General features: G+C 59.7%; 27 protein-coding genes. 19 read left to right on the top strand and 8 right to left on the bottom strand.

The genetic code is table 11. The annotated features are described in order from the left end of the window. Positions 1-11: 11 nt before the first annotated feature. On the bottom strand, positions 12-674 hold the full coding sequence (locus PFY00_RS05255; RefSeq protein WP_271431489.1) for an HAD-IA family hydrolase: 663 nt from the start codon (positions 672-674) through the stop codon (positions 12-14). 120 nt (positions 675-794) lie between these two features. On the opposite strand from PFY00_RS05255, the gene glmU reads away from it, so the two are divergent. The 4 genes from glmU to PFY00_RS05235 all read left to right on the top strand — a co-directional run bounded on the left by glmU (position 795) and on the right by PFY00_RS05235 (position 5,733). Next, on the top strand, positions 795-2,150 hold the full coding sequence (gene glmU / locus PFY00_RS05250) for a bifunctional UDP-N-acetylglucosamine diphosphorylase/glucosamine-1-phosphate N-acetyltransferase GlmU (protein WP_271431488.1): 1,356 nt from the start codon (positions 795-797) through the stop codon (positions 2,148-2,150). Continuing rightward, the gene (gene glmS / locus PFY00_RS05245) at positions 2,150-3,967 is read left to right on the top strand and encodes a glutamine--fructose-6-phosphate transaminase (isomerizing) (protein ID WP_271431487.1); all 1,818 of its coding nucleotides are present in this window, start codon (positions 2,150-2,152) and stop codon (positions 3,965-3,967) included. The genes glmU and glmS overlap by 1 nt, the downstream gene beginning before the upstream one ends. A 22-nt stretch (positions 3,968-3,989) precedes the next feature. Then, the gene (locus PFY00_RS05240; RefSeq protein WP_271431486.1) at positions 3,990-4,667 is read left to right on the top strand and encodes a DNA alkylation repair protein; all 678 of its coding nucleotides are present in this window, start codon (positions 3,990-3,992) and stop codon (positions 4,665-4,667) included. Between the two features lie 133 nt (positions 4,668-4,800). Continuing rightward, on the top strand, positions 4,801-5,733 hold the full coding sequence (locus PFY00_RS05235; protein ID WP_271431485.1) for a phosphoadenosine phosphosulfate reductase: 933 nt from the start codon (positions 4,801-4,803) through the stop codon (positions 5,731-5,733). 3 nt (positions 5,734-5,736) lie between these two features. Here PFY00_RS05235 and PFY00_RS05230 read toward each other — a convergent pair whose 3' ends face one another. Then, the gene (locus tag PFY00_RS05230; protein WP_271431484.1) at positions 5,737-6,012 is read right to left on the bottom strand and encodes a hypothetical protein; all 276 of its coding nucleotides are present in this window, start codon (positions 6,010-6,012) and stop codon (positions 5,737-5,739) included. A gap of 100 nt (positions 6,013-6,112) precedes the next feature. Between PFY00_RS05230 and pyrC the strand changes: the two genes are divergently transcribed. The 4 genes from pyrC to PFY00_RS05210 all read left to right on the top strand — a co-directional run bounded on the left by pyrC (position 6,113) and on the right by PFY00_RS05210 (position 10,011). Beyond that, complete coding sequence (gene pyrC, locus PFY00_RS05225; protein ID WP_271431483.1) at positions 6,113-7,150, top strand: dihydroorotase; 1,038 nt, start codon at positions 6,113-6,115, stop codon at positions 7,148-7,150. Between the two features lie 58 nt (positions 7,151-7,208). Next, the gene (locus PFY00_RS05220) at positions 7,209-7,880 is read left to right on the top strand and encodes an orotate phosphoribosyltransferase (protein ID WP_271431482.1); all 672 of its coding nucleotides are present in this window, start codon (positions 7,209-7,211) and stop codon (positions 7,878-7,880) included. A gap of 240 nt (positions 7,881-8,120) precedes the next feature. Continuing rightward, positions 8,121-9,605 (top strand): replicative DNA helicase, encoded by a 1,485-nt coding sequence (locus PFY00_RS05215; RefSeq protein ID WP_271431481.1) that lies wholly within the window; start codon positions 8,121-8,123, stop codon positions 9,603-9,605. A 4-nt stretch (positions 9,606-9,609) separates the two neighbouring features. Then, positions 9,610-10,011, top strand: a complete 402-nt coding sequence (locus PFY00_RS05210) for a VOC family protein (RefSeq protein ID WP_271431480.1) — start codon at positions 9,610-9,612, stop codon at positions 10,009-10,011. Between the two features lie 15 nt (positions 10,012-10,026). Here PFY00_RS05210 and PFY00_RS05205 read toward each other — a convergent pair whose 3' ends face one another. From PFY00_RS05205 to cobT, 3 genes are read right to left on the bottom strand one after another with little or no spacing between them, the layout of a single operon-like run. Beyond that, positions 10,027-10,530: a histidine phosphatase family protein gene (locus PFY00_RS05205; RefSeq protein ID WP_271431479.1), complete on the bottom strand. Its 504-nt coding sequence runs from the start codon at positions 10,528-10,530 to the stop codon at positions 10,027-10,029. After that, positions 10,521-11,285 carry an adenosylcobinamide-GDP ribazoletransferase gene (gene cobS, locus PFY00_RS05200; protein ID WP_271431478.1) on the bottom strand — a complete coding sequence of 255 codons (765 nt, stop codon included), beginning with the start codon at positions 11,283-11,285 and terminating at the stop codon, positions 10,521-10,523. Before cobS ends, PFY00_RS05205 begins: the two co-directional genes overlap by 10 nt. Before the next feature lie 8 nt (positions 11,286-11,293). Continuing rightward, positions 11,294-12,304 carry a nicotinate-nucleotide--dimethylbenzimidazole phosphoribosyltransferase gene (gene cobT / locus PFY00_RS05195; RefSeq protein ID WP_271431477.1) on the bottom strand — a complete coding sequence of 337 codons (1,011 nt, stop codon included), beginning with the start codon at positions 12,302-12,304 and terminating at the stop codon, positions 11,294-11,296. A 140-nt stretch (positions 12,305-12,444) separates the two neighbouring features. On the opposite strand from cobT, the gene alr reads away from it, so the two are divergent. The 9 genes from alr to PFY00_RS05150 all read left to right on the top strand — a co-directional run bounded on the left by alr (position 12,445) and on the right by PFY00_RS05150 (position 20,927). After that, a complete protein-coding gene (gene alr / locus PFY00_RS05190; RefSeq protein ID WP_271431476.1) occupies positions 12,445-13,485 on the top strand; it encodes an alanine racemase in 1,041 nt (346 codons plus the stop codon). Beyond that, the gene (locus tag PFY00_RS05185; RefSeq protein ID WP_271431475.1) at positions 13,482-14,267 is read left to right on the top strand and encodes an MlaE family ABC transporter permease; all 786 of its coding nucleotides are present in this window, start codon (positions 13,482-13,484) and stop codon (positions 14,265-14,267) included. The genes alr and PFY00_RS05185 overlap by 4 nt, the downstream gene beginning before the upstream one ends. Further along, positions 14,264-15,010, top strand: a complete 747-nt coding sequence (locus PFY00_RS05180) for an ABC transporter ATP-binding protein (protein WP_271431474.1) — start codon at positions 14,264-14,266, stop codon at positions 15,008-15,010. Before PFY00_RS05185 ends, PFY00_RS05180 begins: the two co-directional genes overlap by 4 nt. Beyond that, positions 15,007-15,393 carry a hypothetical protein gene (locus tag PFY00_RS05175; protein ID WP_271431473.1) on the top strand — a complete coding sequence of 129 codons (387 nt, stop codon included), beginning with the start codon at positions 15,007-15,009 and terminating at the stop codon, positions 15,391-15,393. The genes PFY00_RS05180 and PFY00_RS05175 overlap by 4 nt, the downstream gene beginning before the upstream one ends. A 158-nt stretch (positions 15,394-15,551) precedes the next feature. Then, a complete protein-coding gene (locus PFY00_RS05170) occupies positions 15,552-16,376 on the top strand; it encodes a nucleoside triphosphate pyrophosphohydrolase family protein (protein ID WP_271431472.1) in 825 nt (274 codons plus the stop codon). Positions 16,377-16,461: 85 nt separating this feature from the next. Then, positions 16,462-17,826, top strand: a complete 1,365-nt coding sequence (gene radA, locus PFY00_RS05165) for a DNA repair protein RadA (protein WP_271431471.1) — start codon at positions 16,462-16,464, stop codon at positions 17,824-17,826. A gap of 60 nt (positions 17,827-17,886) precedes the next feature. Further along, positions 17,887-18,459, top strand: coding sequence for a CvpA family protein (locus PFY00_RS05160; protein ID WP_271431470.1), 573 nt, complete (start codon positions 17,887-17,889; stop codon positions 18,457-18,459). Positions 18,460-18,596: 137 nt separating this feature from the next. Further along, positions 18,597-20,069 (top strand): amidophosphoribosyltransferase, encoded by a 1,473-nt coding sequence (gene purF, locus PFY00_RS05155; RefSeq protein ID WP_271432203.1) that lies wholly within the window; start codon positions 18,597-18,599, stop codon positions 20,067-20,069. 213 nt (positions 20,070-20,282) lie between these two features. Beyond that, complete coding sequence (locus PFY00_RS05150) at positions 20,283-20,927, top strand: SDR family NAD(P)-dependent oxidoreductase (protein ID WP_271431469.1); 645 nt, start codon at positions 20,283-20,285, stop codon at positions 20,925-20,927. Between the two features lie 43 nt (positions 20,928-20,970). On the opposite strand, the gene PFY00_RS05145 is transcribed toward PFY00_RS05150, so the two are convergent. Both PFY00_RS05145 and PFY00_RS05140 read right to left on the bottom strand, forming a co-directional pair. After that, positions 20,971-22,326, bottom strand: a complete 1,356-nt coding sequence (locus PFY00_RS05145; protein ID WP_271431468.1) for an ABC1 kinase family protein — start codon at positions 22,324-22,326, stop codon at positions 20,971-20,973. Between the two features lie 68 nt (positions 22,327-22,394). Beyond that, positions 22,395-23,114 (bottom strand): vWA domain-containing protein, encoded by a 720-nt coding sequence (locus tag PFY00_RS05140; RefSeq protein WP_271431467.1) that lies wholly within the window; start codon positions 23,112-23,114, stop codon positions 22,395-22,397. Between the two features lie 88 nt (positions 23,115-23,202). Between PFY00_RS05140 and pdeM the strand changes: the two genes are divergently transcribed. Together pdeM and PFY00_RS05130 are read left to right on the top strand one after the other, a co-directional pair. Further along, positions 23,203-23,871 (top strand): ligase-associated DNA damage response endonuclease PdeM, encoded by a 669-nt coding sequence (gene pdeM, locus PFY00_RS05135; protein WP_271431466.1) that lies wholly within the window; start codon positions 23,203-23,205, stop codon positions 23,869-23,871. Between the two features lie 43 nt (positions 23,872-23,914). Continuing rightward, positions 23,915-24,337 (top strand): PaaI family thioesterase, encoded by a 423-nt coding sequence (locus PFY00_RS05130; protein WP_271431465.1) that lies wholly within the window; start codon positions 23,915-23,917, stop codon positions 24,335-24,337. Between the two features lie 193 nt (positions 24,338-24,530). Here PFY00_RS05130 and folD read toward each other — a convergent pair. Continuing rightward, the coding region (folD, locus tag PFY00_RS05125) for a bifunctional methylenetetrahydrofolate dehydrogenase/methenyltetrahydrofolate cyclohydrolase FolD (protein ID WP_271431464.1) at positions 24,531-25,226 on the bottom strand (696 nt) is incomplete at its 5' end.

Here is a 25,226-nt window from a genome sequence, read left to right as displayed (position 1 = left end):
CCGGGGCCGTCCTAACCGATCAGCCTTGCAACCTCGGCGCCCAAATCATCCATGTGATCAATGATGCCTTCTGGTTCCAGATCACGCACCGCTTCGCCTTCGGGGGCAAAGGTCACGAGGATCGATGGCACACCCGCAGCCCGCGCAGTGTTGCGATCCGTATCGCTGTCCCCCACCAGCAAAGAACGGTCACGCGTACCACCACAACCATCGACGGCAGCCCAGTATGGCGCAACATCGGGTTTGCGTGTTGGCAAGGTATCGGCACCGATCAGCGATCCGAACATATCCCGCACGCCAAGTGACCGCATCAAGGACTCGGCCAGCCCTTCGGGTTTGTTGGTGCAGATGCCAACAGCATATCCGGCACTGCGTAACGCTTCGACGGCCTTGACCGTACCGGGATAGAGCTGCGTGTGAACGTCCAGCGCCGCGCCATAGGCGCTCAGCAATTCGGGGTACCATTGATCGACCACCTGCTCCGAATAGGCGTTTGCCCGCTCAAGCCCAACCGTCAGCATTCTGCGCCCGCCACGCAAGGCAACGCCAGCATCCGCGACCGGATCAAGCCGAACAGACTGGCCCATGGCGTCAAAACAATGATTTGCCGCAGCAATCAGATCACCACTGGTGTCAGCCAGCGTTCCGTCGAGGTCGAAAATCACGCAGCGCATTGTCTGCTCCCTTTTGTCATTGCTGTCACATCCCGCAATCAAGCGTGAGCAATGCCCGCTTGCCCCGCGCCTCCAACCGGATAAAACGGGGGCCAACAAAAGACAAACGGGATTGAGGCCATGAGCATTGCCCTGATCATACTCGCTGCCGGCAAAGGCACGCGGATGGAATCCGACCTGCCCAAGGTCCTGCACCAGATCGGCCACGCGCCGATGCTCTGGCACGCCATGCGAGCTGGCGTTGCATTTGAGCCGGAAGCCACCGTTGTGGTCGCCGGACACAAAGCTGAAATGGTCGAGGCCTCAGCCCACGACTTTGATCCGATGGCGCAGATCGTTTTGCAACAAGAGCAGCTTGGCACGGCCCATGCCGTAGCGCAGGCCCGGCCCGCGCTGGAAGGTTTTGGCGGCGATGCGATCGTACTTTACGGGGACACGCCGTTCATCCGCGAAGAAACGCTCGAAGCCATGCTGGAGGCCCGTAAGACCAATGACGTGGTGGTGCTGGGCTTTGACGCGGCAGCCCCGGGCCGATATGGCCGACTGGTGGCCAAGGGCGACGCTTTGGAAAAGATCGTCGAATTCAAGGACGCCACCGAGGAAGAACGAGCCATAACGCTCTGCAATTCCGGCGTAGTCGCCGCCAATTCGGACCTGTTGTTTGATCTGATCGCCGCGGTTGGGAATGAAAACGCATCGGGCGAGTACTATTTGACTGACATCATCGAAATCGCCCGTGCACGCGGCCTGTCCGCCGGTGTGGTGCGCTGCGATGAATCCGAAACTCTGGGTGTCAATTCACGGGCAGAACTGGCCGAGGCCGAAGCCGGGTTTCAGGCACGGCGGCGTCAGGAATTGATGGCCGATGGCGTGACGTTGCATGCCCCTGAAACAGTCTACACAGCCTGGGACACGGTGATCGGCGCTGACAGCATCATCGAGCCGAATGTAATCTGTGCGCCGGGCGTAACTGTGGAAAGCGGCGCGCGCATCCGTGCATTCAGCCACCTCGAAGGCTGCCATGTCAGCCGGGGCGCCGTTGTTGGCCCCTTTGCGCGGCTCAGACCCGGCGCGGAACTGGCTGAGGACGTAAAGATCGGCAACTTTGTCGAGATCAAGAATGCGCAACTGGATGAAGGCGCCAAAGTGAACCATCTGTCCTATGTCGGTGATGCTTCTGTGGGCGCAGGCGCAAATCTGGGCGCGGGCACGGTGACCTGCAATTATGATGGCGTCTTCAAGCATCGCACAACCATCGGTGCCGGGGCCTTCATCGGTTCAGACACCATGCTGGTTGCGCCGGTTTCGGTGGGTGCAGGCGCCATGACCGGATCAGGGTCGGTCATCACCGATGATGTGCCTGCCGGAGCGCTCGCCATTGGCCGGGCCAAACAATCGACCAAGCCCGGATTTGCAACAAAATTGTTCGAAATGTTAAAGGCCAGAAAGGCCAAACAGAAAAAAGAGGCCAAATAATGTGCGGTATTGTTGGTATTCTGGGCTCACACGAAGTTGCCCCCACTTTGGTCGAATCGCTGCGGCGTCTGGAATATCGCGGCTATGACAGCGCCGGTATTGCGACCGTAAACAGCGGCAAACTGGAACGTCGGCGCGCGGTTGGCAAGCTGGTCAACCTTTCGGATCTGCTGGTTCACGAACCACTGCCGGGCAAGGCTGGTATCGGGCATACGCGTTGGGCGACACATGGTGCACCCAGCACGACAAATGCCCACCCGCACCGCGCAGGTCCCGTGGCAGTCGTGCATAATGGGATCATCGAAAACTACCGTGAGCTTCGCGAAGAACTGGCAACCCATGGCATCACGCCGCAGACGGAAACAGACACCGAAACCGTGGCTTTGATGACCCAGCATCTGATGGATCAAGGGGCCTCGGCCACCGACGCCGCCATGGCCTGCATCGACAAACTCGAAGGCGCCTTTGCACTGGTTTTTCTGTTTGATGGCGAAGAAGACCTGCTGGTTGCCGCGCGCAAGGGCTCGCCTCTTGCGATCGGGCACGGTGACGGGGAAATGTTCGTTGGCTCGGATGCAATCGCGCTGGCGCCCATGACAGACCAGATCACCTATCTCGAAGAAGGCGATCGCGCTGTCATCAACCGGCAAGGCGCGACGATCACCAACGCCAAAGGCCAACGCGTGAATCGCGACCAGCAGACCATCCAGATGGATGCCGCCCGCGTGGACAAAGGCGGGTTCAAACACTTCATGGCCAAGGAAATCGCCGAACAGCCGACTGTGCTGTCCGGTGCGCTGTCGGCCTATCTGGACAAAGACGGCATCTCTTTGCCAGATCCCGGTTTGGATTTCGACAAGGTCGAAAGACTGGTCATGGTCGCCTGCGGCACCGCCTTTTATGCCTGCCTGACGGCAAAATACTGGTTTGAGCAACTGGCCGGCATTCCGGTCGAAGTCGATATCGCCTCAGAGTTCCGCTATCGCGAACCGCCGATCACCAAAGGCACGGTGGCGCTGTTTGTCAGCCAATCCGGCGAAACCGCAGATACATTGGCGGCTTTGCGTTACTGCGCTGAAAAAGCTGACAAAATCGTGTCAGTGGTGAACGTGCCCACATCCTCTATCGCGCGTGAAAGCGATTTGGCTTTGCCTATCCACGCCGGTGTCGAGATCGGGGTCGCATCGACCAAAGCCTTTACCTGTCAGCTCAATGTCTTGCTGATGCTCGCGCTGGAGGCGGCCAAATCGCGTGGACGCATGGACTCCGCTGAACAAGCAGAGGTGCTCGAAACATTGCGGGCAATGCCGGGCATTTTCAACGTCGCCCTGCAACGAGGCGACGCGATCCGCAAGGCCGCCCGCCAGATCGCCGAAGCACGCGATGTCCTTTTCCTTGGGCGGGGGCTGATGTACCCGCTCGCACTTGAAGGTGCATTAAAACTAAAGGAAATCAGCTATATACACGCTGAAGCTTATGCATCGGGAGAGTTGAAGCACGGGCCGATTGCTCTGATCGACAAAACGGTTCCGGTGGTCGTCATGGCCCCAAGGGATTCGCTGTTCGACAAAACCGTGTCCAACATGCAGGAGGTCATGGCCCGTGGCGGCAAAGTCTGCCTGATCACGGATGCAGCCGGTGCAGACGCAGCCGGAGCGGACGTGTGGCAGACCATCATCCTTCCTGATGTGCCTGAAGTGCTGTCGCCCCTGCTTTACGCCCTACCCGCACAGCTGCTGGCCTACCACGCTGCCGACGCTAAGGGCACCGACGTGGATCAGCCGCGCAATCTGGCCAAGTCCGTGACCGTGGAATGACGCACAACCGGATCACAGCGCTATGACACTCGACGACGCCATGGCAGCGCTTGCTGCGGCAAGCGAGCCGGACACCGCTGCTGGCAAAGCGCAGTATCACAAGACGGATCGCGTTGTTCTGGGTGTTCCAAACCCTGTGCTCAACGATCTGTCCAAACAGTGGCGTGGGTCGCTCGATCTGGACCAACGGGTCGCCCTTGCCGATCAGCTTTGGCAGACCGGGGTGTTCGAAGCGCGCATTTTGGCACCCAAACTGCTGACGCAGGCGCGTATTCGGCCAGATCATCAGGTTTGGGCGCTGATTAATTCCTGGGTTCCCGATTTTGATGGATGGGCCATCGCAGATCATGTCTGCAGCGCAGGTGGCCGCCGATTGGTCGCTGATCCATCGCGTCTGGATACCGTCGAGACATGGACAGGCAGCGATCACATGTGGACCCGCCGTGCCGCACTGGTCATGACCCTGCCCTGGACCAAGCAAAACCACCCATCAGCCGAGGAATACGCGGCACGCGACCGTATTCTGGGCTGGGCAGCAAAATATGTGCCCGATCGCAACTGGTTCATTCAGAAAGCCATCGGCTGGTGGTTGCGTGACTTGTCCAAGCATGATGCGGACCGTGTGCGAGCGTTTCTGGACGCTCACGGCGCGCAAATGAAGCCCTTCGCCCGCAAGGAAGCCAGCAAATATCTGCGCTGAAACAGTTTTTTCTGCGGCTGCGCGTCTCATAGTATTTCCACGCCTTTTACACAATTTGGCCTGAAACCCAGGGCATTGTTTCCGTCAGAGCTCGCACCGTTCCGGCAAGCGAGCCGTGAGAACGAGCAGGCCCATGCAGCAGAAGACACACAGTTTCCCGCCCGATCTGTCACGCCTTGCGCGTGGCGAATGGCTCGGCGCGCTTCGCAAGATCGGTCAGCAAAACGGCTTTGCCGAACCGCTGGGCAAATCCCATGCCGGCATTTTCGTCGAACAGGGCGACACGCTGCTTGTGACCTTTGAATCAATGCCCGGTATCGAGGCATTGTCGGAAACCCGCACGCCACTTGGTTTTGACATGGTTGCCGCCCATGGATGGTCTTCATTGTCCATTCTCAGCCACGGCGACACCTGGTTCCGCGATCCGCGTGTTTATGGCTTTTTCGACCAACTGTTGGACGATGGCTTTTTTGACGACTTCGAAAAGGTGATCTTTTTCGGCGCTGGCCCCTGTGGCTATGCAGCAGCGGCCTATTCCGTTGCGGCACCGGGCGCCCGTGTTCTGGTGCTACAGCCACAGGCTACCTTGGATCCACGTGTCACGGAATGGGACGACCGGTTCTACGAACAGCGTCGCCGCGATTTCACGTCCCGCTATGGGTTCGCCCCGGATATGCTGGACGCTGCGCAGCACGCCTATGTGCTCTACGATCCGCGTGAAACACTGGACGCCATGCATTCGGCGCTGTTTGAACGCCGGAACGTGACCCGGCTCAGAATGCCCTTTATGGGCGGCGCTTTGCAAAGCGATCTGCTGACGCTGGATCTGATGCCATCATTGCTCAAGGCCGTCTCAGAGGACCGTCTGGGCACCTATGAATTCGCGCAAATGATGCGGGCGCGCCGCGATCATCCGCCGTACCTGCGCAAGCTTTTGGCCCGCCTGGATTCCGACGAACGGGACGGGCTGGCACAATTGCTGTGCCAGAACGTCGTGGCCCGTATGCATGCGCCACGCTTTCGCAGGCGTCTGGCCGAACTGGAATCGCTAAACGACGGGATCTAACCGTCAGCGTTGACGGTTCAGGATCGCCTCACGAATATCGTTGAAGAAATAGCCCAAGGCCGCGCCGATGCTGAAAACCAGCGCGCCGCCACGGGCATCCAGTATCCAAAGCACCAGTCCCGCGCCAATCAGGCAAACCAAAAGCGCCGCCGCGCGTCTGTCTGCCTGTGACTGCAGTCCCTGTTCGCCAACAAAGCCCGCCAAAGTCTCGGCGATCTTGGTTTCGGCCGGGCGTGCGGCCCAACCTGCCAGCCCTGCCAGCAAAATTGTCATCAGCATTGCACTCACTCTCCTGCTCTTCCCTCAACCAGAATATCGTGGACGGGTTGTGGCGACAATGCTCTGGCGATGCCGCGCGGCACATGCTAACGCGCACCGCATGGAAAAGATCACGATCCGCCGCCCCGATGACTGGCACCTGCACCTGCGCGATGGCGCCATGCTGCAGGCCGTCGCCCCCGAGACCGCACGCCATTTTGCCCGTGCGATCATCATGCCAAATCTCGTCCCGCCCGTCGTGACCGGCGCAGAGGCCATCGCCTACCGGGACCGCATTTTGGCCGCCCTGCCGGACGGATCGGACTTCAAGCCGTTGATGACGCTCTACCTGACCGAAAACACGGACGCAGCCGATCTGGTCAAGGCGCACCGGGACGGGATCATTACAGCGGTTAAACTCTATCCCGCTGGCGCGACCACCAACTCGGCCTCGGGTGTTCGCGACATGGACAAGGTCCGCCCGGTGCTCGACGCAATGGCCGAAGCGGGCGTGCCGCTTTGTGTTCACGGCGAAGTGGTGGACAACGACATTGATATTTTCGACCGAGAAGCCGTCTTTATCGACCGCATTCTTGATCCGTTGCGCCGCGCGACGCCCGGTTTGCGGGTGATCATGGAACACATCACCACTTCTCAAGGTGCGCAATATGCCCGTGAGGGCGGTGACACTCTGGGCGCCACGATCACCACGCATCACCTTGTCATCAATCGCAACGCCATTCTGGCGGGCGGGATCAAACCGCATTACTACTGTTTGCCGGTCGCCAAACGAGAGGAGCACCGTCTCGCGCTGCGCCAAGCCGCAACCTCGGGCGATCCGTCATACTTCCTCGGAACGGATTCGGCGCCGCATACGGATCCGGCCAAACTGCAGCCTTGCGGTTGTGCGGGCTGCTTTACCGCCACCAACACGCTGTCAATTCTGGCCGAAGTGTTCGAACAGGACGGCGCCCTGGACAAGCTTGAGGCCTTTGCATCGCTCAATGGTCCGGCATTCTATGGCCTGCCGGCGAATGACGCGACTGTCACCCTTACCAAAGGAACGCCTGTCCAGTATCCGGCGCATATCGAAACTGATGACGGCCCCGTGACGGTGTTCGATCCGATGATGCCGCTGCATTGGAACGTCACAACCTGAGGAACGACACAGGCGCGCCCTGCCCCAACCGCCTGCCCGAAAAGAAAAGGAAATCACCATGATCCCATCGACTTATCCGACCGCCGAAGAAATGGCGCGCCTGACCGCACGCATGTTGTGGGAAATCGAAGCGGTGAATTTCATGCAGGACGAGCCGTTCAAGTTGGCCTCCGGCCAGTTGTCGCCGGTCTACATCGACTGCCGGAAATTGATTTCCTATCCACGTATTCGCAGCACTTTGATGGACTTTCTGACAGTCACGGTGATGCGCAATGCCGGATTTGAGGCCTTTGACAACATCGCGGGCGGCGAAACCGCGGGCATTCCATTTGCCGCGCTCGTCGCAGAGCGCATGGGCCTGCCCATGACCTATGTCCGCAAAAAGCCCAAAGGCTACGGCAAGAACGCCCGAATCGAAGGGGCGATGACCGAAGGCCAACGGGTTCTTCTGGTCGAAGACCTGACCACCGACGGCGGCAGCAAATTGTCCTTTGTGGATGCCATCCGCGACACCGGAGCAGACTGTGCGCATACCGCCGTTATCTTCTATTACGGCATCTTCCACGAGACGATTAAAACTCTGGGTGATCACGGTGTTAGCCTGCATCACCTTTGCACGTGGTGGGAAGTTTTGGCCGAAGCGCCAGAGCGTCACGCAGGCGTACTGGGCGAGGTTGAAGCCTTCCTGAAAGACCCGCATGCATGGCGCAAAGCTCAGGCTTCCGACTGACGTTAAGGTTAACAAATCAGTTAGCCTTGCTTGTGGCGCTTTGGACACGGCCCTGAGTCGGCCAAAGCCCGCGCAAGGCATATATTGACGATCACAGCCAATCCATGACATCATCTTGTGGTCATGGATGGCTAAAAGTTATCCCCAGAAACATACATTTTTATCCCTGTTGAGTGACGCGGGCACCAGAGGCTATGCCCTGCACCCTGAGCGGACATCTGATCAGACCGGGGGAGCAAAATGAACGAAATCGCTGCAATCAATCCGACAGGCCTTCAGGTCGAAGCCGCTGAAACCATGCCGCATTCGATCGAGGCAGAGCAGCAGCTTTTGGGCGCAATCCTGACGAACAACGATGTGTTCGACAAAATCGCATCGATCATCAATCCGCAGCATTTCTTTGACCCCGTTCACGCACGTATTTTCGAAATCGCCGCGGCCCGCATCGCCAAGAACAATCTCGCCAGCCCCGTCACGCTCAAAGCCTTCATGGAAGACGACGAAGGCCTAAAGGAACTGGGCGGTCCAGCCTATCTGGCCCGTCTGGCGGGGGCCGCTGTTAGCACCTTTGCGGTTCGTGACTATGCTCAGATGATCTATGATCTGGCGATCCGCCGCGACCTGATCGGGCTGGGACGTGACATCAGCAGCAAGGCGGCCAAAGTTGACGTGGCCTCTGAACCGCGTGAACAGATCGTCGAGGCGGAACAAGCACTCTACAAACTCGCCGAACAGGGTCAGACCGAAAGCGGATTTCAAAGCTTTCTCAAGGCCGTAACGGACGCAGTTAATGTCGCGAACGCAGCTTACCAGCGCGAAGGCGGTCTGGCCGGCGTTTCGACCGGCCTGATGGATATGGACAAGAAACTGGGCGGATTGCACAAGTCTGACCTGCTGATCCTTGCCGGTCGTCCGTCGATGGGTAAAACCTCGCTCGCGACAAACATCGCCTTCAATGTCGCCAAGGCCTACAAAAAAGGCCAGTTGCCCGACGGATCAACAGGCGCACTGGAAGGCGGGGTTGTCGGCTTCTTCAGCCTTGAGATGAGCGCCGAGCAGCTTGCCAGCCGGATCCTCGCAGAAGCCTCTGAAATTTCGTCCCACAAGATCCGTCAGGGTGACATGGATGAGGTCGAGTTTCGCCGCTTTGTCGAGGCGGCAAAAGCGCTTGAAGCCTGCCCGCTATATATCGACGACACCCCGGCCCTGCCGATCAGTCAGGTTGCCGCCCGTTCCCGCCGTCTGAAACGGACCCATGGGCTCGACGTGATCATCGTCGACTACCTTCAGCTGCTGCGCGGCACTGCGGAAAATCGGGTGCAGGAAATCGCGGAAATTTCCATGGGCCTGAAGGCAATCGCCAAGGAACTGAACATCCCGGTCATCGCCCTGTCCCAGCTGTCGCGTCAGGTCGAAAGCCGCGATGACAAACGCCCGCAGTTGTCAGACCTGAGGGAATCAGGTTCGATCGAACAGGACGCCGACGTGGTCATGTTTGTGTTCCGCGAAGAATACTACGCCGAGCGTGAAAAACCCTCGGACGATCGCCTAGACGAAATGGCCGCCTGGCAGGAACGCATGAGCCGCCTGCATGGCAAAGCCGAAGTGATCATTGGCAAGCAGCGACATGGCCCCATCGGCACCGTCGAGCTGTCCTTCGAAAGCCAGTTCACCCGCTTTGGCAACCTCGTGAAGCCTTGGCAGCAGGGCGACGATCAGTTCTAGCGCCATGGCAATCACGGGCATCAACCACATCACACTTGTGGTGACCGACCTGCCCCACTCCATTCGGTTTTATGCTGACGTGCTGGGCGCAGAGCTGCGGGCGCAAGGCCCCAAAGCCGCGTATCTGTCGCTGGGGTCTTTGTGGCTATGCCTTGAACGGGGAGATCCTGACCACCACACCGACCACAGCCATATCGCCTTTGACTGTCCCAAAGCAGACTTCGACGCCTTGGCATCACAGATCAAAGGCGCCGCCTCTTTGTGGAAAGACAACCGCTCTGAAGGCGCATCGCTCTATTTTCTGGATCCTGACGGGCACAAACTGGAGCTGCACAGCGGCAATCTGGACAGCCGTCTTGCCAGCTATCGCGCACGGCGCGATGCACCCATGAGCGTTCTGGATTGAGCATCAGGCCCGCCGCTACAGCGACAGAGTTTTTCCGAATGCAACTTGGGTATCCCAGCCATCGGCCAAACCATGCAGAGCGGCAGCGGCCTTGATGCAGCCCGCATGCGTCACCACCAAGGCACCGTCCGGCACGCTTCCAAGGCCCAGTTTGATGCGCGCAGCCAGCGCAGATACAGATTCGCCGCCATGCCCGTCGTATCCGTGAAAATCTTCTGCCCAAGCATCCAGCGCTGCGCGCGGGATTGAGTCCCAGCTCTGGCCTTCCCAAGACCCAAAATCCATTTCCCGCCAATGGTTTGAAACCAAAACCTGCTGTCCAAACCGCGCCGCTGCCTTTTCTGCCAAACGACGGCAGCGTGTCAAAGGTGAACTGTAGATCGCGCTGATCTCAGGCAATTGATCCAGCGCGGCCTCCGCCTCACGCTCAAAGCTGTCAGCCAATTGCAGATCGGTCATGCCATAACACGTCCCCACCTGCACATCGGGTGTCGTATGCCTGAGCAGAACTACAGCCATGCCAGCACGCCAAGGTATATTCCAAGCTCGCTCAATTGCTGAGTTCCGCCAAGGCAATCGCCCGTGTAGCCACCCAGCTTGCGAACGAACATCCGGCGAAACATCCATGCCAACACCGCACAGGCCAAAACGCCTGCCAGGGCTGCACCAAAGCCGAGGCACAGCACAAAAGCGATCAGTAAACAAAACGCCGTCGTCTGCGCCCACCGATAGCCATCCGGCGTGACGGTCGGGGCCACAAACTTGGCCCCCACATCGCGGGCATAGGGTGTGGTCGCGATGACGCTCACTGCGGCCATCCGCGACAGCCCGTGCCCAAAGATCAGCGCCAGCCCTGCGGTGGCCGGCGTCATGGCGGACAACGCGGCAACCTTGATGGCCAATGCAGTGCCCAAGGTGACCGTGCCATAGGTTCCAATGCGCGAATCCCGCATGATTTCCAGCGCGCGATCGCGGGTCATTCCACCACCCAAACCATCGGCTGCATCGGCGAGCCCGTCTTCGTGAAAGGCCCCCGTCGCGAAAAGAGTTGCCGCCAAGGACAGCAAGACCGCAACCACCGGCGGCAGCCACTGACCGGCAATCCACAGGGTCACCGCGCCGATCAGTCCAACAAGACACCCAACCAGCGGGTAGTATTTGGTCGCACGGATCAGCAAATCGTCCGAAAATTCCAGATCGCGCGGCACCGGCAGTCGGGTCAGGAATTGCACGGCCAGCAAGAACAGCGTGCGCTCGGTTTTCAGGTCAGGCATTACGGCGCTCACGACAGGTCAGATTTCCCGGAAACGCCGGCCTCTTCGAAGCTGGCCATTTCATTCAGCATTCTGACGGCTGATCGCAGCAATGGCCAGGCAAGCGCCGCACCCGTGCCTTCCCCCAACCGCAAGCCCAGATCCAACAGAGGTTTGGCTCCTACGGCATCCAGAACCAATCGGTGCCCCGGCTCGGTCGAAAGCGTGCAAAAGATCATAGCGTCCCTGCACGAGGGTTCGATCTGCCCCGCAATCATGGCTGCTGTCGACGCGATAAAGCCGTCTACCAGCACCATCCGCTTGGCCTGTGCCGCGCCGATCATGGCGCCGGCCATCATGGCGATCTCAAAGCCGCCAAATTCGGACAGGGCGGCCGTCGGACTCAGCGTGCCGCTGACCCGCGCACTGGCCTTTTCCAGAATTTCGACCTTGTTCAACAACCCGGCACTATTCAACCCGGTTCCGCGCCCGACCACGTCTTTGAGCGGCGCTTTCGTCAGGCGATGCACAAGCATCGATGCCGAAGCAGTATTGCCGATGCCCATCTCTCCAAAGGCCATGGCGTGATAGTCGCCCGCCGATCCAATCGAAATGCCACGTTCAAGCGCATCCACCACCTGTGGCGCGCTCATGGCCGGGGCCTTCAGAAAAGAAACCGTTCCAGACCCCAGACTTTGCTCGGTGATCTGGGGCAAATCGAACGATCCGCCGCGCACACCGGCATTCACCACATGCAGATCAAGATCACCGGCCCGCGCAAAGACATTGGCAGCCGCACCGCCCCCGGCAAAATTCAGAACCATCTGACGTGTGACCTCAGCCGGATAGGCAGAAACGCCTTCGTCTGCGATGCCATGGTCCCCCGCAAAGATGACAAGACAGGCGCGTTCCATTTCAGGGTCCAGCTTGCGCTGCAAACGCGCTGTACGCATGGCCAGCGCTTCGATCCGCCCAAGCGAGCCAACCGGCTTGGTCTTGCTATCAATCTTGCGCTTCAGTGCGTCTTCAAAATCACTCATGCCACCCCCAAATGCTATGCTTCGATTTAGTCGCCCGCAGATGGACAGCGCAAGCCCGATACGCGCGAACGTGATACGCAATGCATGCAGTGCCTATGTTTTACCCTTGACCCGCGCGATGAGCCGGACAAAGACAGGCCATGGCCCAGGCACAATTGACAATCGATCTCTCGGCTCTTTGCACCAACTGGCGCAATTTGCAGAACTTGGCGCAAACCGAAGCAGGCGCGGTGGTCAAAGCCGACGCTTATGGCTTGGGTATTGAACAGGTCGGCCCCGCACTGGCCGAAGCCGGCGCACGGCGGTTCTTTGTCGCCATCGCCGAAGAAGGCGCAGCCCTGCGCCGCGTTCTGGGCTCCGGTCCCGAAATCTTTGTCTTTGGTGGCCATATGGCCGGCGATACGGCCCTGATGCGTGATGCGCGGCTCACGCCTTTGATCAATTCGATCGACCAGATGTTACGCCATGTCGAAGGCTTGCCCGGCCATCCCTTTGGTGTTCAGCTCGACACCGGAATGAACCGGTTGGGCATGGAGCCATCAGAATGGTCTGCACTGCGCGATATCGCGTTGGCGCAAAAACCCAGTCTGCTGATGAGCCATCTGGCCTGCGCAGATGAACCTGATCACGCAATGAATGAGCATCAGTTGAATGTCTTTCGCCAATTGACTGACGGCATCGAAGATGCGCCGCGTTCTCTGGCTGCGACAGGGGGCACTTTGCTGGGTGCCGGATACCATTTTGATATGATCCGGCCCGGCATCGGCGTTTATGGCGGATTGCCTTATCTGGATGCCCTGCCCGTCGTCAGTCTGCATATCCCGGTCATTCAGACACGGATGGTCGAGCCTGGTGAATCGGTCGGCTACGGCAACAGCTGGGTGGCACGCACCCCGACACGCGTGGCCACGATTGCAGCCGGTTACGCTGACGGCTTGCTGCGCGCAATGGGCCCAAAGGCCATTCTCTGGGCGGATGGGACCCGCTGCAAGGTGCTGGGGCGTGTCTCAATGGACCTGATCGGTGTGGACGTCACGCAAGTCGACGGCGATCCGGAATATCTCGAATTGCTCGGTCGTCATCAGAGCGTCGACACGCTGGCCGATTGGGCAGGCACCATCGGGTATGAAATTTTGACAAGCCTCGGCGCGCGGTATGCGCGCACCTACGTTCAGGCATGACGGCCCTGCTCTATTCGCTGGGTGTTCTGGGGCGCGGTACGCTTGCGGCCATGGCCTCGATCGGCCGTGTGATGCTCTTTGCGCTCTCGGCGCTCAGCCATATTCTGCGTCCGCCGTTTTATGGCCGCGAATTCATGGTCGCGCTGCTGAACATCGGCTGGCTGTCACTGCCTGTTGTTGGCCTTACGGCTGTCTTTACCGGCGGCGCGCTTGCCTTGCAGATCTACGCAGGTGGCGCTCGGTTCTCGGCCGAAGCGGTGGTCCCGCAAATCGTCGCCATTGGTATGGTTCGTGAATTGGGCCCTGTTCTGGTGGGCCTGATGATCGCGGCCCGTGTGACCTCTTCGATTGCGGCCGAGATTGCGACCATGAAGGTGACAGAACAGATCGACGCGCTGACCACCCTGTCCACCAATCCGATGAAATACCTCGTGGCACCGCGCGTGCTAGCCGCACTTTTGGTGGTGCCGGTCTTGGTGGGCGTCGGCGATGTCATCGGGATATTCGGCGGCTACTCGGTCGCCACCGGATCGTTGGGTTTCAACGGGGCAGCCTATCTCAAGAATACCGTGAATTTCCTTGAACCGCTCGACGTGTTGTCATCGCTGATCAAAGGCTGCGCCTTTGGCGGGATCGCCGCTGTCATGGGCTGCTATTTCGGCATGCATTCGGGCCGCGGCGCACAGGGTGTCGGGCGCGCGACCAAAGGCGCGGTCGAAGCAGCGGCTGTGCTGATACTCGCCGCGAACTTCCTTCTGACCGGAGCGCTGTTTTCGCTATGATCACGCTGTCGAACGTTCATAAGGCTTTTGGCCCCAAAAAGGTCTTGTGTGGCATCGACCTGACCATCGAAAGCGGAAGCTCAATGGTGATCATCGGCGGTTCCGGCACTGGAAAATCCGTGCTTTTGAAATCCGTGTTGGGGTTGGTCACACCCGACAGCGGCGTGATCACGCTGGACGGTCAGGATGTCACGCGCGCGGACCGAGATGCGTTTTTGGCGCGCTTTGGCATGCTCTTTCAGGGCGGCGCCCTGTTCGACAGCCTGCCGGTCTGGCAGAACGTTGCCTTTCGCCTGTTGCGGGGCAGCTTGCAACGCTCGCGGGCCGAGGCCCGGGAAATCGCAATTGAGAAGCTCCGGCGCGTTGGTCTGACACCGGATGTGGCTGACCTGTTTCCCTCCGAGCTGTCCGGCGGCATGCAAAAACGCGTCGGCCTTGCCCGAGCAATTGCAGCGGAGCCCGAAATCATCTTTTTTGACGAGCCGACCACGGGGCTTGATCCGATCATGTCCGGTGTGATCAACGACCTGATCCGCGAGATCGTCACCGAGATGGGCGCAACCGCCATGACCATCACCCATGACATGACCTCGGTCCGGGCCATTGCCGACAATGTCGCCATGTTGCACGACGGGGTCATTCAGTGGACGGGACCGGTTGCACAAATGGACGACAGCGGTGACCCCTATCTGGATCAATTCATTTCCGGACGCGCCACCGGACCGATCGAGGCGATCCGATGAACAGTTTCTTTGAGCCCGATCCGGTTTTGCTGGGATTTATCTTCTACAAGAAGTTCATTTATTTGCAGCTCTTGTGCCTGTTGGCCCTGCTGCGGGTGATCGGCGGATATGGCATTGCGCGCTGGCCCGCCTTGCTGACGCTCTTGATGGCAGGCGCAGGCGTCTACACTGTGTTTGCTCCGGCTTTGGGGCTGAACTCTGGCGCGATTTACACCAACACCGCTCAGTTCATGGCCGAGGGCGGTGGACTTGCTGCCCTGCTTGTTCCGTCAGGCATCTTTGCGCTCTGCGGGTTGATCCCAAGAGCACGCTGGCGTTGGATCGACGCCATTCACGCCTTGATGGTGATTGTTTTGCTGGGACTGTGGTGGTGGACCAGCTGATCCAGCATGCGGGGCCGCGCGACAGTCCCTCAATGGCAACAGCACGAAACTGAAACGTTTAGGTTAATAATTCCCCTTTGAGATACATCTTAGCAGCGTAATATATGCAATATCGGGGCTGTCACCCCGGTATAGTGAATTGGTTAACTGGGGGTTCCATGTTTCACTCCACCCGTTCCGGGCTGCGGTTGCTGCAGCTCGCTATGCAACAGATTACGCTTGTTTCAATCACGCTTTTTGCAGCCGCACTCACAGCATACACATTGGCCTGCGCCTTTGGCATCGCACCGTGGCTGACCCTGCCTCTGACAATCGGCGAAACGCTGTATCCTCTGGCGGGCATTGTCATCCAGTTGGCTGTGACACTTCTCGCGGTTGGCTTGTGTTTTTTCCTACCAACGAATGCGCGGATCATGGCGCTGGAAAATTCGCATCGGCGATTTCATATGGGCATGCGTGATGTGGCCCGCGCCTACCATGCGGCCCATGCGTCGGATCGCGAGGGCAACTTCAAGATCAAAGGCGAATTCGACTCGATCCGCGAGCGCATCGCCTTTCTGCGAGACCATCCCGATCTTTCTGAGCTGGAGCCATCCGTTTTGGAACTGGCCGCACAAATGAGCCACGTCAGCACAGAACTGGCCCAGACCTATTCGGACGACAACCTGTCACGCGCCCGCGATTTTCTGATCGCGCGCCAGCAGGAGATCGAAACTTTCAACGAACGTATCGAAAAGGCCAAGGCCATGGCGTTGGAAATTCGCCAGTGGTCCGAGTCGGTCGAAATGGAAGAAGCCGTGGTCGCATCGCAACTGGAACGCCTGCGCGAAGAGCTGTCCGATATCCTGCCTGAACTATTGCAGGCAAAAGATGCCCGTTCGGCTCAAACCGACGAAATCCTCGTGGCTGAAGAACACGGCGACGCCCTTGAAGCCTCGGATCTGTCGAATATCCGCAAACTGGAGCCGCGCGCCGCAGAATAAACCTGCGCCGCGTCGCCCCTATTGGCCTGCCGACCAGCTTGGGGCATAACCGACCTGCTGAATCCCCCCCCATGCAGGAGCCGACATGGCCAAACCGACCCTCACTTTTGTCTGCCAATCCTGCGGGGCAGCCTTTTCCAAGTGGTCAGGGCGATGCGACGGCTGCGGCGAATGGAACACCATCGCCGAAGAAAAGCCTTTGTCCGAAGGGCCCGCAAAGCAGGCGCTGGGAGGACGCGGGCGGGCCGTCACCCTGACCGATCTGGCCGCGAACGAAGCGCCCCCACCCCGCACGGCTGCGGGTCTGGATGAACTGGACCGCGTTCTGGGCGGCGGTCTCGTGCCCGCCTCTGCCGTTCTGGTCGGTGGCGATCCGGGCATCGGAAAATCCACCTTGCTTTTGCAGGCAGCCGCAGCCTTTGCACGCTCGGGCCTGAAGGTCATCTACGTGTCCGGCGAAGAAGCCAGCGCGCAGGTGCGTTTGCGCGCGCAGCGGCTTGGACTGGCGGATGCGCCGGTTCAACTGGCCGCCGAAACCAACTTGCGGGACATCCTGACAACTCTGGACAATGAACGCCCGGATCTGGCCATCGTGGATTCGATACAGACCATGTGGGCCGACAATGTCGGCAGCGCGCCTGGGTCGGTGTCGCAGGTTCGCGCAGCCGCACATGAGTTGACAAGTTTCGCCAAGAAACGCGGCAGCGCGGTGATCATGGTTGGCCATGTTACCAAAGACGGCCAGATCGCAGGGCCACGCGTCGTCGAACATATGGTCGACACGGTGCTCTATTTCGAAGGCGAGCGCGGCCACCAGTTCCGCATCCTGCGCTCGGTCAAGAACCGCTTTGGCCCGGCCGACGAAATCGGTGTCTTTGAAATGACCGGCGGAGGTCTGGCACAGGTCACCAACCCCTCGGCACTGTTCTTGTCGGAACGCGGCCAGCCTGCGCCGGGTTCGGTGGTGTTTTCCGGCATCGAAGGCACACGCCCGGTGCTTGTGGAGCTACAGGCGCTTGTCGCACCTTCCCCGCATTCGCAACCGCGCCGGTCCGTCGTGGGCTGGGATGGCTCGCGGCTCGCCATGATCCTTGCCGTGCTCGAATCGCGCTGCGGAATCCCCTTTGCCGGGCTCGATGTGTACCTGAATGTGGCGGGCGGCATGAAAATCTCTGAACCCGCCGCCGACCTCGCCGTTGCTGCTGCGCTGCTTTCCGCGCGAGAAGATTCAGCGCTGCCACCCGAAACGGTTGTTTTTGGCGAAATAAGCCTCTCTGGCGCCCTGCGTCCGGTCGGTCAGGCCGAAAACAGGTTGAAAGAAGCGCAAAAACTTGGTTTTTCCACCGCAATCATGCCGAAGGGTGGCAAAGCCGCCAAAGGTGCAGGAATGAAACTGTCTCAGATGTCTGATCTGACCAGTTTCGTCGGAGACGTATTCGGCGCGGGTTGATCCGGCCGGTGAAATAGATGGCGCGGCACACCGCGCCCAGACAAGAAGGAAGTTGGGCGCATGGAAGGCTTTACGGTCGTGGATGGTGTTGTTGCCGTCATCATAGTGCTTTCGGCCCTGCTGGCCTATTCACGCGGGCTTGTCCGCGAAACAATGGCCATTGCCGGCTGGGTCGTGGCAGCCATCGTCGCATTCATGTTTGCCGACCAAGTTCAGCCACTGGTCAAGGAAATCCCGATTGTGGGCGAATTCCTCGCGGACAGCTGCGAATTGTCGGTGATCGCCGCCTTTGCGGCCGTCTTCACCTTGGCACTGGTGATTACATCGCTGTTCACGCCGCTCTTTTCCTCGCTGGTTCAGCGGTCCGCCCTTGGCGGCCTGGATCAGGCGCTCGGCTTCTTTTTCGGCGTCGCCCGGGGCGTTCTGCTCGTTGCCATTGGCTTTTTCGTTTACGAAACGGTGATCACGGCACAGGATATTCCAATGATCGATGACAGCCGCTCTGCCGCTGTTTTCAGCCGCTTCACCGGGCGTATCGAAGAGCAGAACCCGGAACAGGCCCTTGGCTGGATCACCGCTCAGTACGAACAGCTGGTTGGCGTGTGTGATGCACCGTCGGCCTCTGACGCCTGATCGCTCGTGACACGCGGGCCAAAGCGACACAGACTCATCACGTTTTACGATCCTTTCGTGACAGACGCGCCTCAAATGCTTAAGAGGGGCGCAATCCTTCTGCCTTGGATTCGGAGCTGCCCTTGACCGACCTCCAAATGCCTCCCGCGCATCCCTTTGATTTCGACGCCGTCGATGGCGATAAACTCAAGGAGGAGTGCGGCATTTTCGGCGTCGTCGGCGTCACAGACGCTGCAAACTTCGTAGCCTTGGGTCTGCACGCGCTACAGCATCGCGGACAAGAAGCCGGCGGCATCGTCAGCCATGATCCCGAAACCGGATTCAACTCTGCACGGCGCTTTGGCTATGTGCGCGACAACTTTACCAAACAATCGCTGATGGAAACCCTGCCCGGCCCGCTCGCCATTGGGCATGTGCGTTACTCCACAGCAGGCTCCAAGGGTCAGACCGCAATTCGCGACGTTCAACCCTTCTTTGGTGAATTCTCCATGGGCGGCGCGGCCATTGCCCACAACGGCAACATCACCAATGCCGACGCCCTGCGCCGCGAGTTGATCGAACGCGGTTCAATCTTCCAAAGCTCATCTGACAGCGAATGCATCATTCACCTGATGGCACGCTCTTTGCAGCGCAACATTCCTGAACGCATGGAAGACGCCCTGCGCCGTGTCGAAGGCGCCTTTAGCGTTGTGGCCATGACCCGCACCAAACTGATCGGTGTGCGCGACCCTCTGGGCGTCCGCCCACTGGTGCTGGGCAAGATCGGGGATGGCTGGGCCCTCAGTTCGGAAACCTGCGCGCTGGATATCATTGGCGCGGAATTCGTGCGCGAAATCGAGCCGGGCGAAATGGTGGTGATCACCGCCGAAAAAGGCGTCGAAAGCGTACGCCCCTTCCGGCCACAGCAGCCGCGCTTTTGCATCTTTGAGCACGTCTATTTCTCACGACCTGACAGCATCATTGGCGGCCGCTCGGTCTATGAAACCCGCCGTCAGATCGGTGTTGAACTGGCGCGAGAAGCGCCCGTGGATGCGGATCTTGTCTGCCCAGTTCCGGACAGCGGCACGCCAGCGGCGATCGGCTTTGCCCATGAATCCGGCATTCCCTACGGCATGGGGATCATCCGCAATCAGTACATGGGCCGCACATTTATCGAACCGACCGAACAGATTCGAAACATGGGTGTGCGCCTCAAACTCAACGTGAACCGTGCTCTAATTCAAGGGAAGCGCGTAATCCTCGTGGACGACAGCGTTGTGCGCGGCACCACCAGCCGCAAGATCAAGGAAATGATCCTTGATGCCGGCGCTGCCGAAGTTCATTTCCGCATCGCCTCGCCACCGACCGCCTGGCCATGTTTTTATGGTGTGGACACGCCGCAGCGCGAAAAACTGCTGGCCGCCACCATGAGCGAAGAGGAAATGCGCAGCCATCTGGGCGTCGACAGCCTCAAGTTCATCTCTCTGGATGGTCTCTACCGCGCCGTGGGCGAAGCTAAGGGCCGCGACAGCAAATGCCCTCAGTACTGCGATGCCTGCTTCTCTGGCGAATATCCGGTCGAACCGGCGGATATGATCCAGAAGGGTTTCCAGATGAAAGCCGCCGAATAGTCACAACGCTTTCGCCGGCGAAGTCAGTGCGCATGGCCCGCACAGCGCCGGGCCAGCGCAGGCCCATCGCATATCCTCGCACCAATTGATTTCCCCCATAGGTAGGATCCATCATCCTGTTCCTGCGTTTCTTCTCTGTCCAAATACTCCAAAGAACCGGTGACGCCCGCGCCGCCGCTTGACCTTTGGCTTTAACCCGGCCAAACCGCACCCATGACACAGATCGCCCTCATCACAGGTGCCTCGCGCGGGCTGGGCTTTGCCCTCGCCGAAGCGCTGGCCCCCGCCTATCACATCATCGCTGTTGGCCGCACTGTTGGCGGCCTTGAGGATCTGGATGACCGGATCAAAGCCAAGGGCGGCGACGCGACTCTGGCTCCGATGGACATCACCAACCGCGATGCCATGGCACATCTATGCCGGTCCGTGCATGACCGCTGGGGCAGCGTAGCGCTTTGGGCGCATACAGCCGTGCATGCCGCACCACTGACCCCTGTGCATCACCTCGACGCCAAGGATTGGGACAAATCGCTTTCGGTCAATCTCAACGCCATGGCGCATCTGATCCCCTTCGTTGCGCCGCTTCTGGGCACCGACGGCAAGGCCATTTTCTTTGATGATCCCCATGGTGGTGAGAAGTTCTTTGGTCACTACGGAACCACAAAATCCGCACAGATCGCGATGGTCCGCAGCTGGCAGGCCGAGACCGCCAAGACCGGCCCGCAGGTTCACATCACCACCCCGGCCCCTTTGGCGACAGCCACGCGGGCACGGTTCTTTCCGGGTGAAGATCGCAGCGTGCTGGCCTCGCCGCATGATGAGGCGGCCCGGATCGTATCAGAGCTTGGTTTGGTCTGATCGCGCCCAGTATCCTCAGGCCAGTATCCTCAGGCCAGTATGCTCAGGCCGTGGTGAGCCGCTCCTTGAGAATCTCCGACAGCGGCACACGCGCCCGCAACCGCGTTGCCAACAGCACCAAGCCACCGAGTTTGCGCTGCATGTAAAGCACGTCCCATGGCGGAATATGCCGAAAGCCTTCGTCGCTGCCCAGGCGCATGCCCAGATCGCGCAGCGACGCCAACAAACGAGTGTCGCCAAAATCGATCCTATCAGCGCTCAGCATCGGAAGGCTCAGGGCCATCATCTCATCGATAATGCAGCGCTGGCCGTCCGGCAGGTCCGCAGGCAAAACATCTGCCTGCACCAGCTGCTGCATCACCGCATCGCCCTGCCCCGACTGCCCCAACGCCAGCACATCACGCATCCGGTTCGAAAACGCCATGGGGAACGGACGGGCCGCACCAAAGTCCAGCAGAACGATCCGGCCCCGGTCTGATTGCCATCGGTAGTTGGCGAAATTCGGATCTGTCTGAATAACGCGCCAGTCCAACAACTCATTGGCAAATAGCGAAAACAATCGGGTGGCCACCGCGTCTCGTGTTGCCTGATCGGCTGCTTCCACGGTCTCGATAGGCGCGCTCTGGACAAAATCCATTGCCAGTATGTTTCCCGTGCAAAAATCCGAATGCACAGCCGGAACCACGAAATGAGGATCTTCTCCAATCAGATCAGCGAAGTGGCGCAAATGGTCTGCCTCGCGGATGTAGTCCGCCTCTTCATGCAGCTGCCGCCGCGCTTCATCCAAAAGCGGATCAAGCGCAACCTCGGCCGGCAGCAGGCGGGAGGCGCGCAACAAGGCCCCAAGGTTTGCCACATCGGCATCAATGGACTGCCGGACACCCGGGTATTGGATTTTCAGCGCGAGCCTGCGTCCATCATGGGTTTCGACCCGGTGCACCTGCCCGATCGAAGCCGCCGCAATAGGTCTGACATCGAACTTATTGAAACGGCGCAAGAAATCGGGGCCGTATTCGCCGATCAACACCTGTTTCAGCTGCCGCGGGGGCATGTGATCGGCGTCAGCGCGCAAGCGGGACAAAACCTCGGCCAGTTCAGGCGGCAGGATGTCCGAGGCCTCCATGGAGAGCAACTGACCCATTTTCATAGCCGCGCCGCGCATCCGGGCCAGTTCATCCGCCAAGCGTCGCGCGTTGGCCGGGGTCAACAGAAGGTCGCGGGCCTTTGGCCTTTCCCCCGAGAGCAGCGCCCGGGTTCCACCCGCCGCCATGGCGCCCAGTATGCCGGTACTCATCGACCCGATGCGCGCTGCGCGGCTCAGGCGGCCTGATGGCACGCGGATGCCCCGCCTCTGCTGAAGCTCCGAGGATTTTGCGAAAGGATCATCCGTGCTGCTCATGCGTTTTAGGTAGCGCGGATGGCTGTGGGGCAAGCCCGGATCCAATGCCCTCGATGTGATTTCCGCGCTCAGCGAATATCCAGCGAACCCAAAACAGTGCAGCCTAAGGTGACCCGCAAGGCGCCAATCAAATCCTCGATCGTCTCGGCCCCGACGTAGAGCCCCCCGGTCTGTTCGGCCAGACAACGCGCCACCGAAGTCGAATCGCTATAGTCCGTATCGTCCGAGCCACCCCACGAAAAATGATCGCCCCTGACTTTGTAGCCAATCACATGCACCACCAATCCCGCAGAATTGGCGGCAAACTGTGCTGCAAGCTCGCATGGCGCCCCACCACAGGTTTCATCCCCATCTGTCACCAACACGATGGTCCCCGGCTGGCTGCGGTATTGCAGCGCCTCCGCCGCGATTTGTACAGACAGGGTCAGTGGCGTCCCGCCTGCGGGCTGCAAGGATTCGACGTCGCGCAATATCTGCGGGCCGGCACCTGCTTTAGGACCAAACCGTAAATCTATGTTTTCACATGTTTTATCTCCGCCGGGACCATAAATAATCAGGCCCAGACGGCGCAGGTTCGAGATTTCCGGCATGACCTGCCGCATGGCTTCGCGGGCTTCGGATATCCGGGGCGTGCCGATAAGGTTAAAGCCAATTTCTGCCATCGACCCCGAGCCATCGAAGACGATCATCGCATCTTCGGTGCAGCTGGTTTGCGCCGTTGCGGGCGCCATGGGTCCAAACAGAGCGGCCCAGACGGCCCCGGCACGCAGGACGGGTGCAAAAGGCATAGCAAAGCGTCGCACTTCGCATGCAGCCTGTCCAGTGCCGTGGACAATTCCGCTTGCGATGCACTGACCGCTCAGGCAAGAACACAGCATGAACACGCACCCCTTTTCCTTTTGCACGGCTCAGCTCGTGGCCTGTCCGTCAGGCGCCCTTTACTGGCCGGAAAAAGGCCTGTTGGTTGTCTCAGACCTGCACTTGGGAAAGTCAGCGCGCCTGTCAGCCGTTGGCGGCGCACCACTGCCCCCCTACGAGACCCGCGAAACCCTGATGCGGCTCGAGGCCGATCTGGATGCCACCGGCGCGCAAAGCGTGATTTGTCTGGGCGACAGCTTTGATGCGCCAGGGATCGATGCCGCCTTGCCCGAAGACGAACAGCTCTGGATTACACGGCTTCAGGCGGGCCGGAACTGGATCTGGATCGAAGGCAATCATGATCCCGGTCCGGTCGCTCTGGGCGGAACCCACAAGGCCGATTTTTCTCTGGGTCCGCTCGTGTTTCGGCACATTGCGTGCGCCGGTCCTGTCTCGGCCGGTGAAGTATCGGGGCACTATCACCCAAAGGCGCGGCTGGACCTGCGAGGGCGAAGCCTGACAAAACCCTGTTTTCTATATGATACTCAAAGGCTGATCCTTCCGGCATATGGCGCCTATACCGGCGGCCTGCATACCCATTCTGCGGTCTTGAATAAATTGATGCAGCCCGAGGCCCGGGCCATTCTGATCGGCACCCATGCGCGTGCCATTCCGATGCCGCGCTAGCGAATTTGTTGCGGCGCCCTGCACATCGTGTCACGCATGGAGCATGACACCTGATGAGCTCAAGACCCGCATTCAATCCAGTTTCGCCCGGCAGGGCATGATGGCCAGCTTTCAGGCCTCCTTGACGGCTATCGCGCCCGGTACAGTCGAAATAACGGCTCCCATACGCCCCGAAACAGGCCAACAACAGGGATTTGCCCATGCTGCGCTGACCTTTGGCCTTGGTGACAGCGCGGCTGGCTATTCCGCGCTGAGCCTTTTGGAGCCGTCGTTCGAGGTGGTGACATCCGAGATGAAGATCAACCTTCTGGCCCCGGCGGTGGGTGATGCGTTGATTGCGCGCGGGCGCGTTATCAAACCTGGCCGGCGCCTCTTGGTTGTTCAGGCGGATGTTTTCGCCTCGGACCAAGGCAAGGAAAAACATGTGGCTCTACTGACTGGAACCATGGTGCCTGTGCTTGTCTAAGGTCTTGGATCAAGAGATTTTCGCCGCGCCTTGAGGCGCGCCGACCAATCGGGGGGCCAGCCCCCCGAACCCCCCGGGATATTTGGAGCACAAAGAAACCGACTGAATTTCGGGGGCAAAACCCGGACGTGCAAGCGGTGGTGCACAGGGCTCACATCCGCTTCTGCAATTTGCCTGCACCAGCCGGTCAGCTTTACGCCGTTAGACCTTTTGGTTCATTTATTTTGTTTGCTCTGCAGCATGCGGTGAGAGTGTTTGCGAGCAGGCATGCGATTGTCATGGGGCCGACGCCGCCCGGGACGGGGGTAATGGCTTTGGCGACTTCGCGGGCCTCGGCGTAGTTCACGTCGCCCAGCAGTTTGGTCTTGCCCGGTTTTTCGGGGTGCGGGATGCGGGTGATGCCGACGTCGATCACCGTTGCGCCCGGTTTGATCCAGTCGGCCTGCACCATTTCCGCGCGGCCCACGGCCGCCACGAGGATATCGGCGCGGCGGCAGACCTCGGCCAGGTCGCGCGTGCGCGAATGCGCGATCGTCACCGTGCAGTTCTGCTGCAGCAGTAGCTGACCCATGGGTTTGCCGAACAGGTTCGAGCGTCCGATCACCACAGCCTCCATCCCGGTCATGTCACCGATCTGATCGCGCAGCAGCATCAGGCAGCCAAGCGGCGTGCAGGACACCAGGCCCTTTTCGCCGCTGGCCAGCAGGCCTGCGTTCACCACGCTCAGGCCGTCCACGTCCTTGGACGGATCAATGCGCGCCACGACCGCACGTTCATCCAGATGATCCGGCACCGGGAACTGGCACAGGATGCCATGCACGGCGGGGTCGGCGTTCAACTGGTCAATCAGGGCGAACAGCTCGGCCTCTGAGACATCCGCAGGCAGCTT

The organism is Thalassococcus lentus, assembly GCF_028023555.1.
GTDB lineage: Bacteria > Pseudomonadota > Alphaproteobacteria > Rhodobacterales > Rhodobacteraceae > Thalassococcus_A > Thalassococcus_A lentus.
This window is presented reverse-complemented; position numbering and strand designations above follow the sequence as displayed.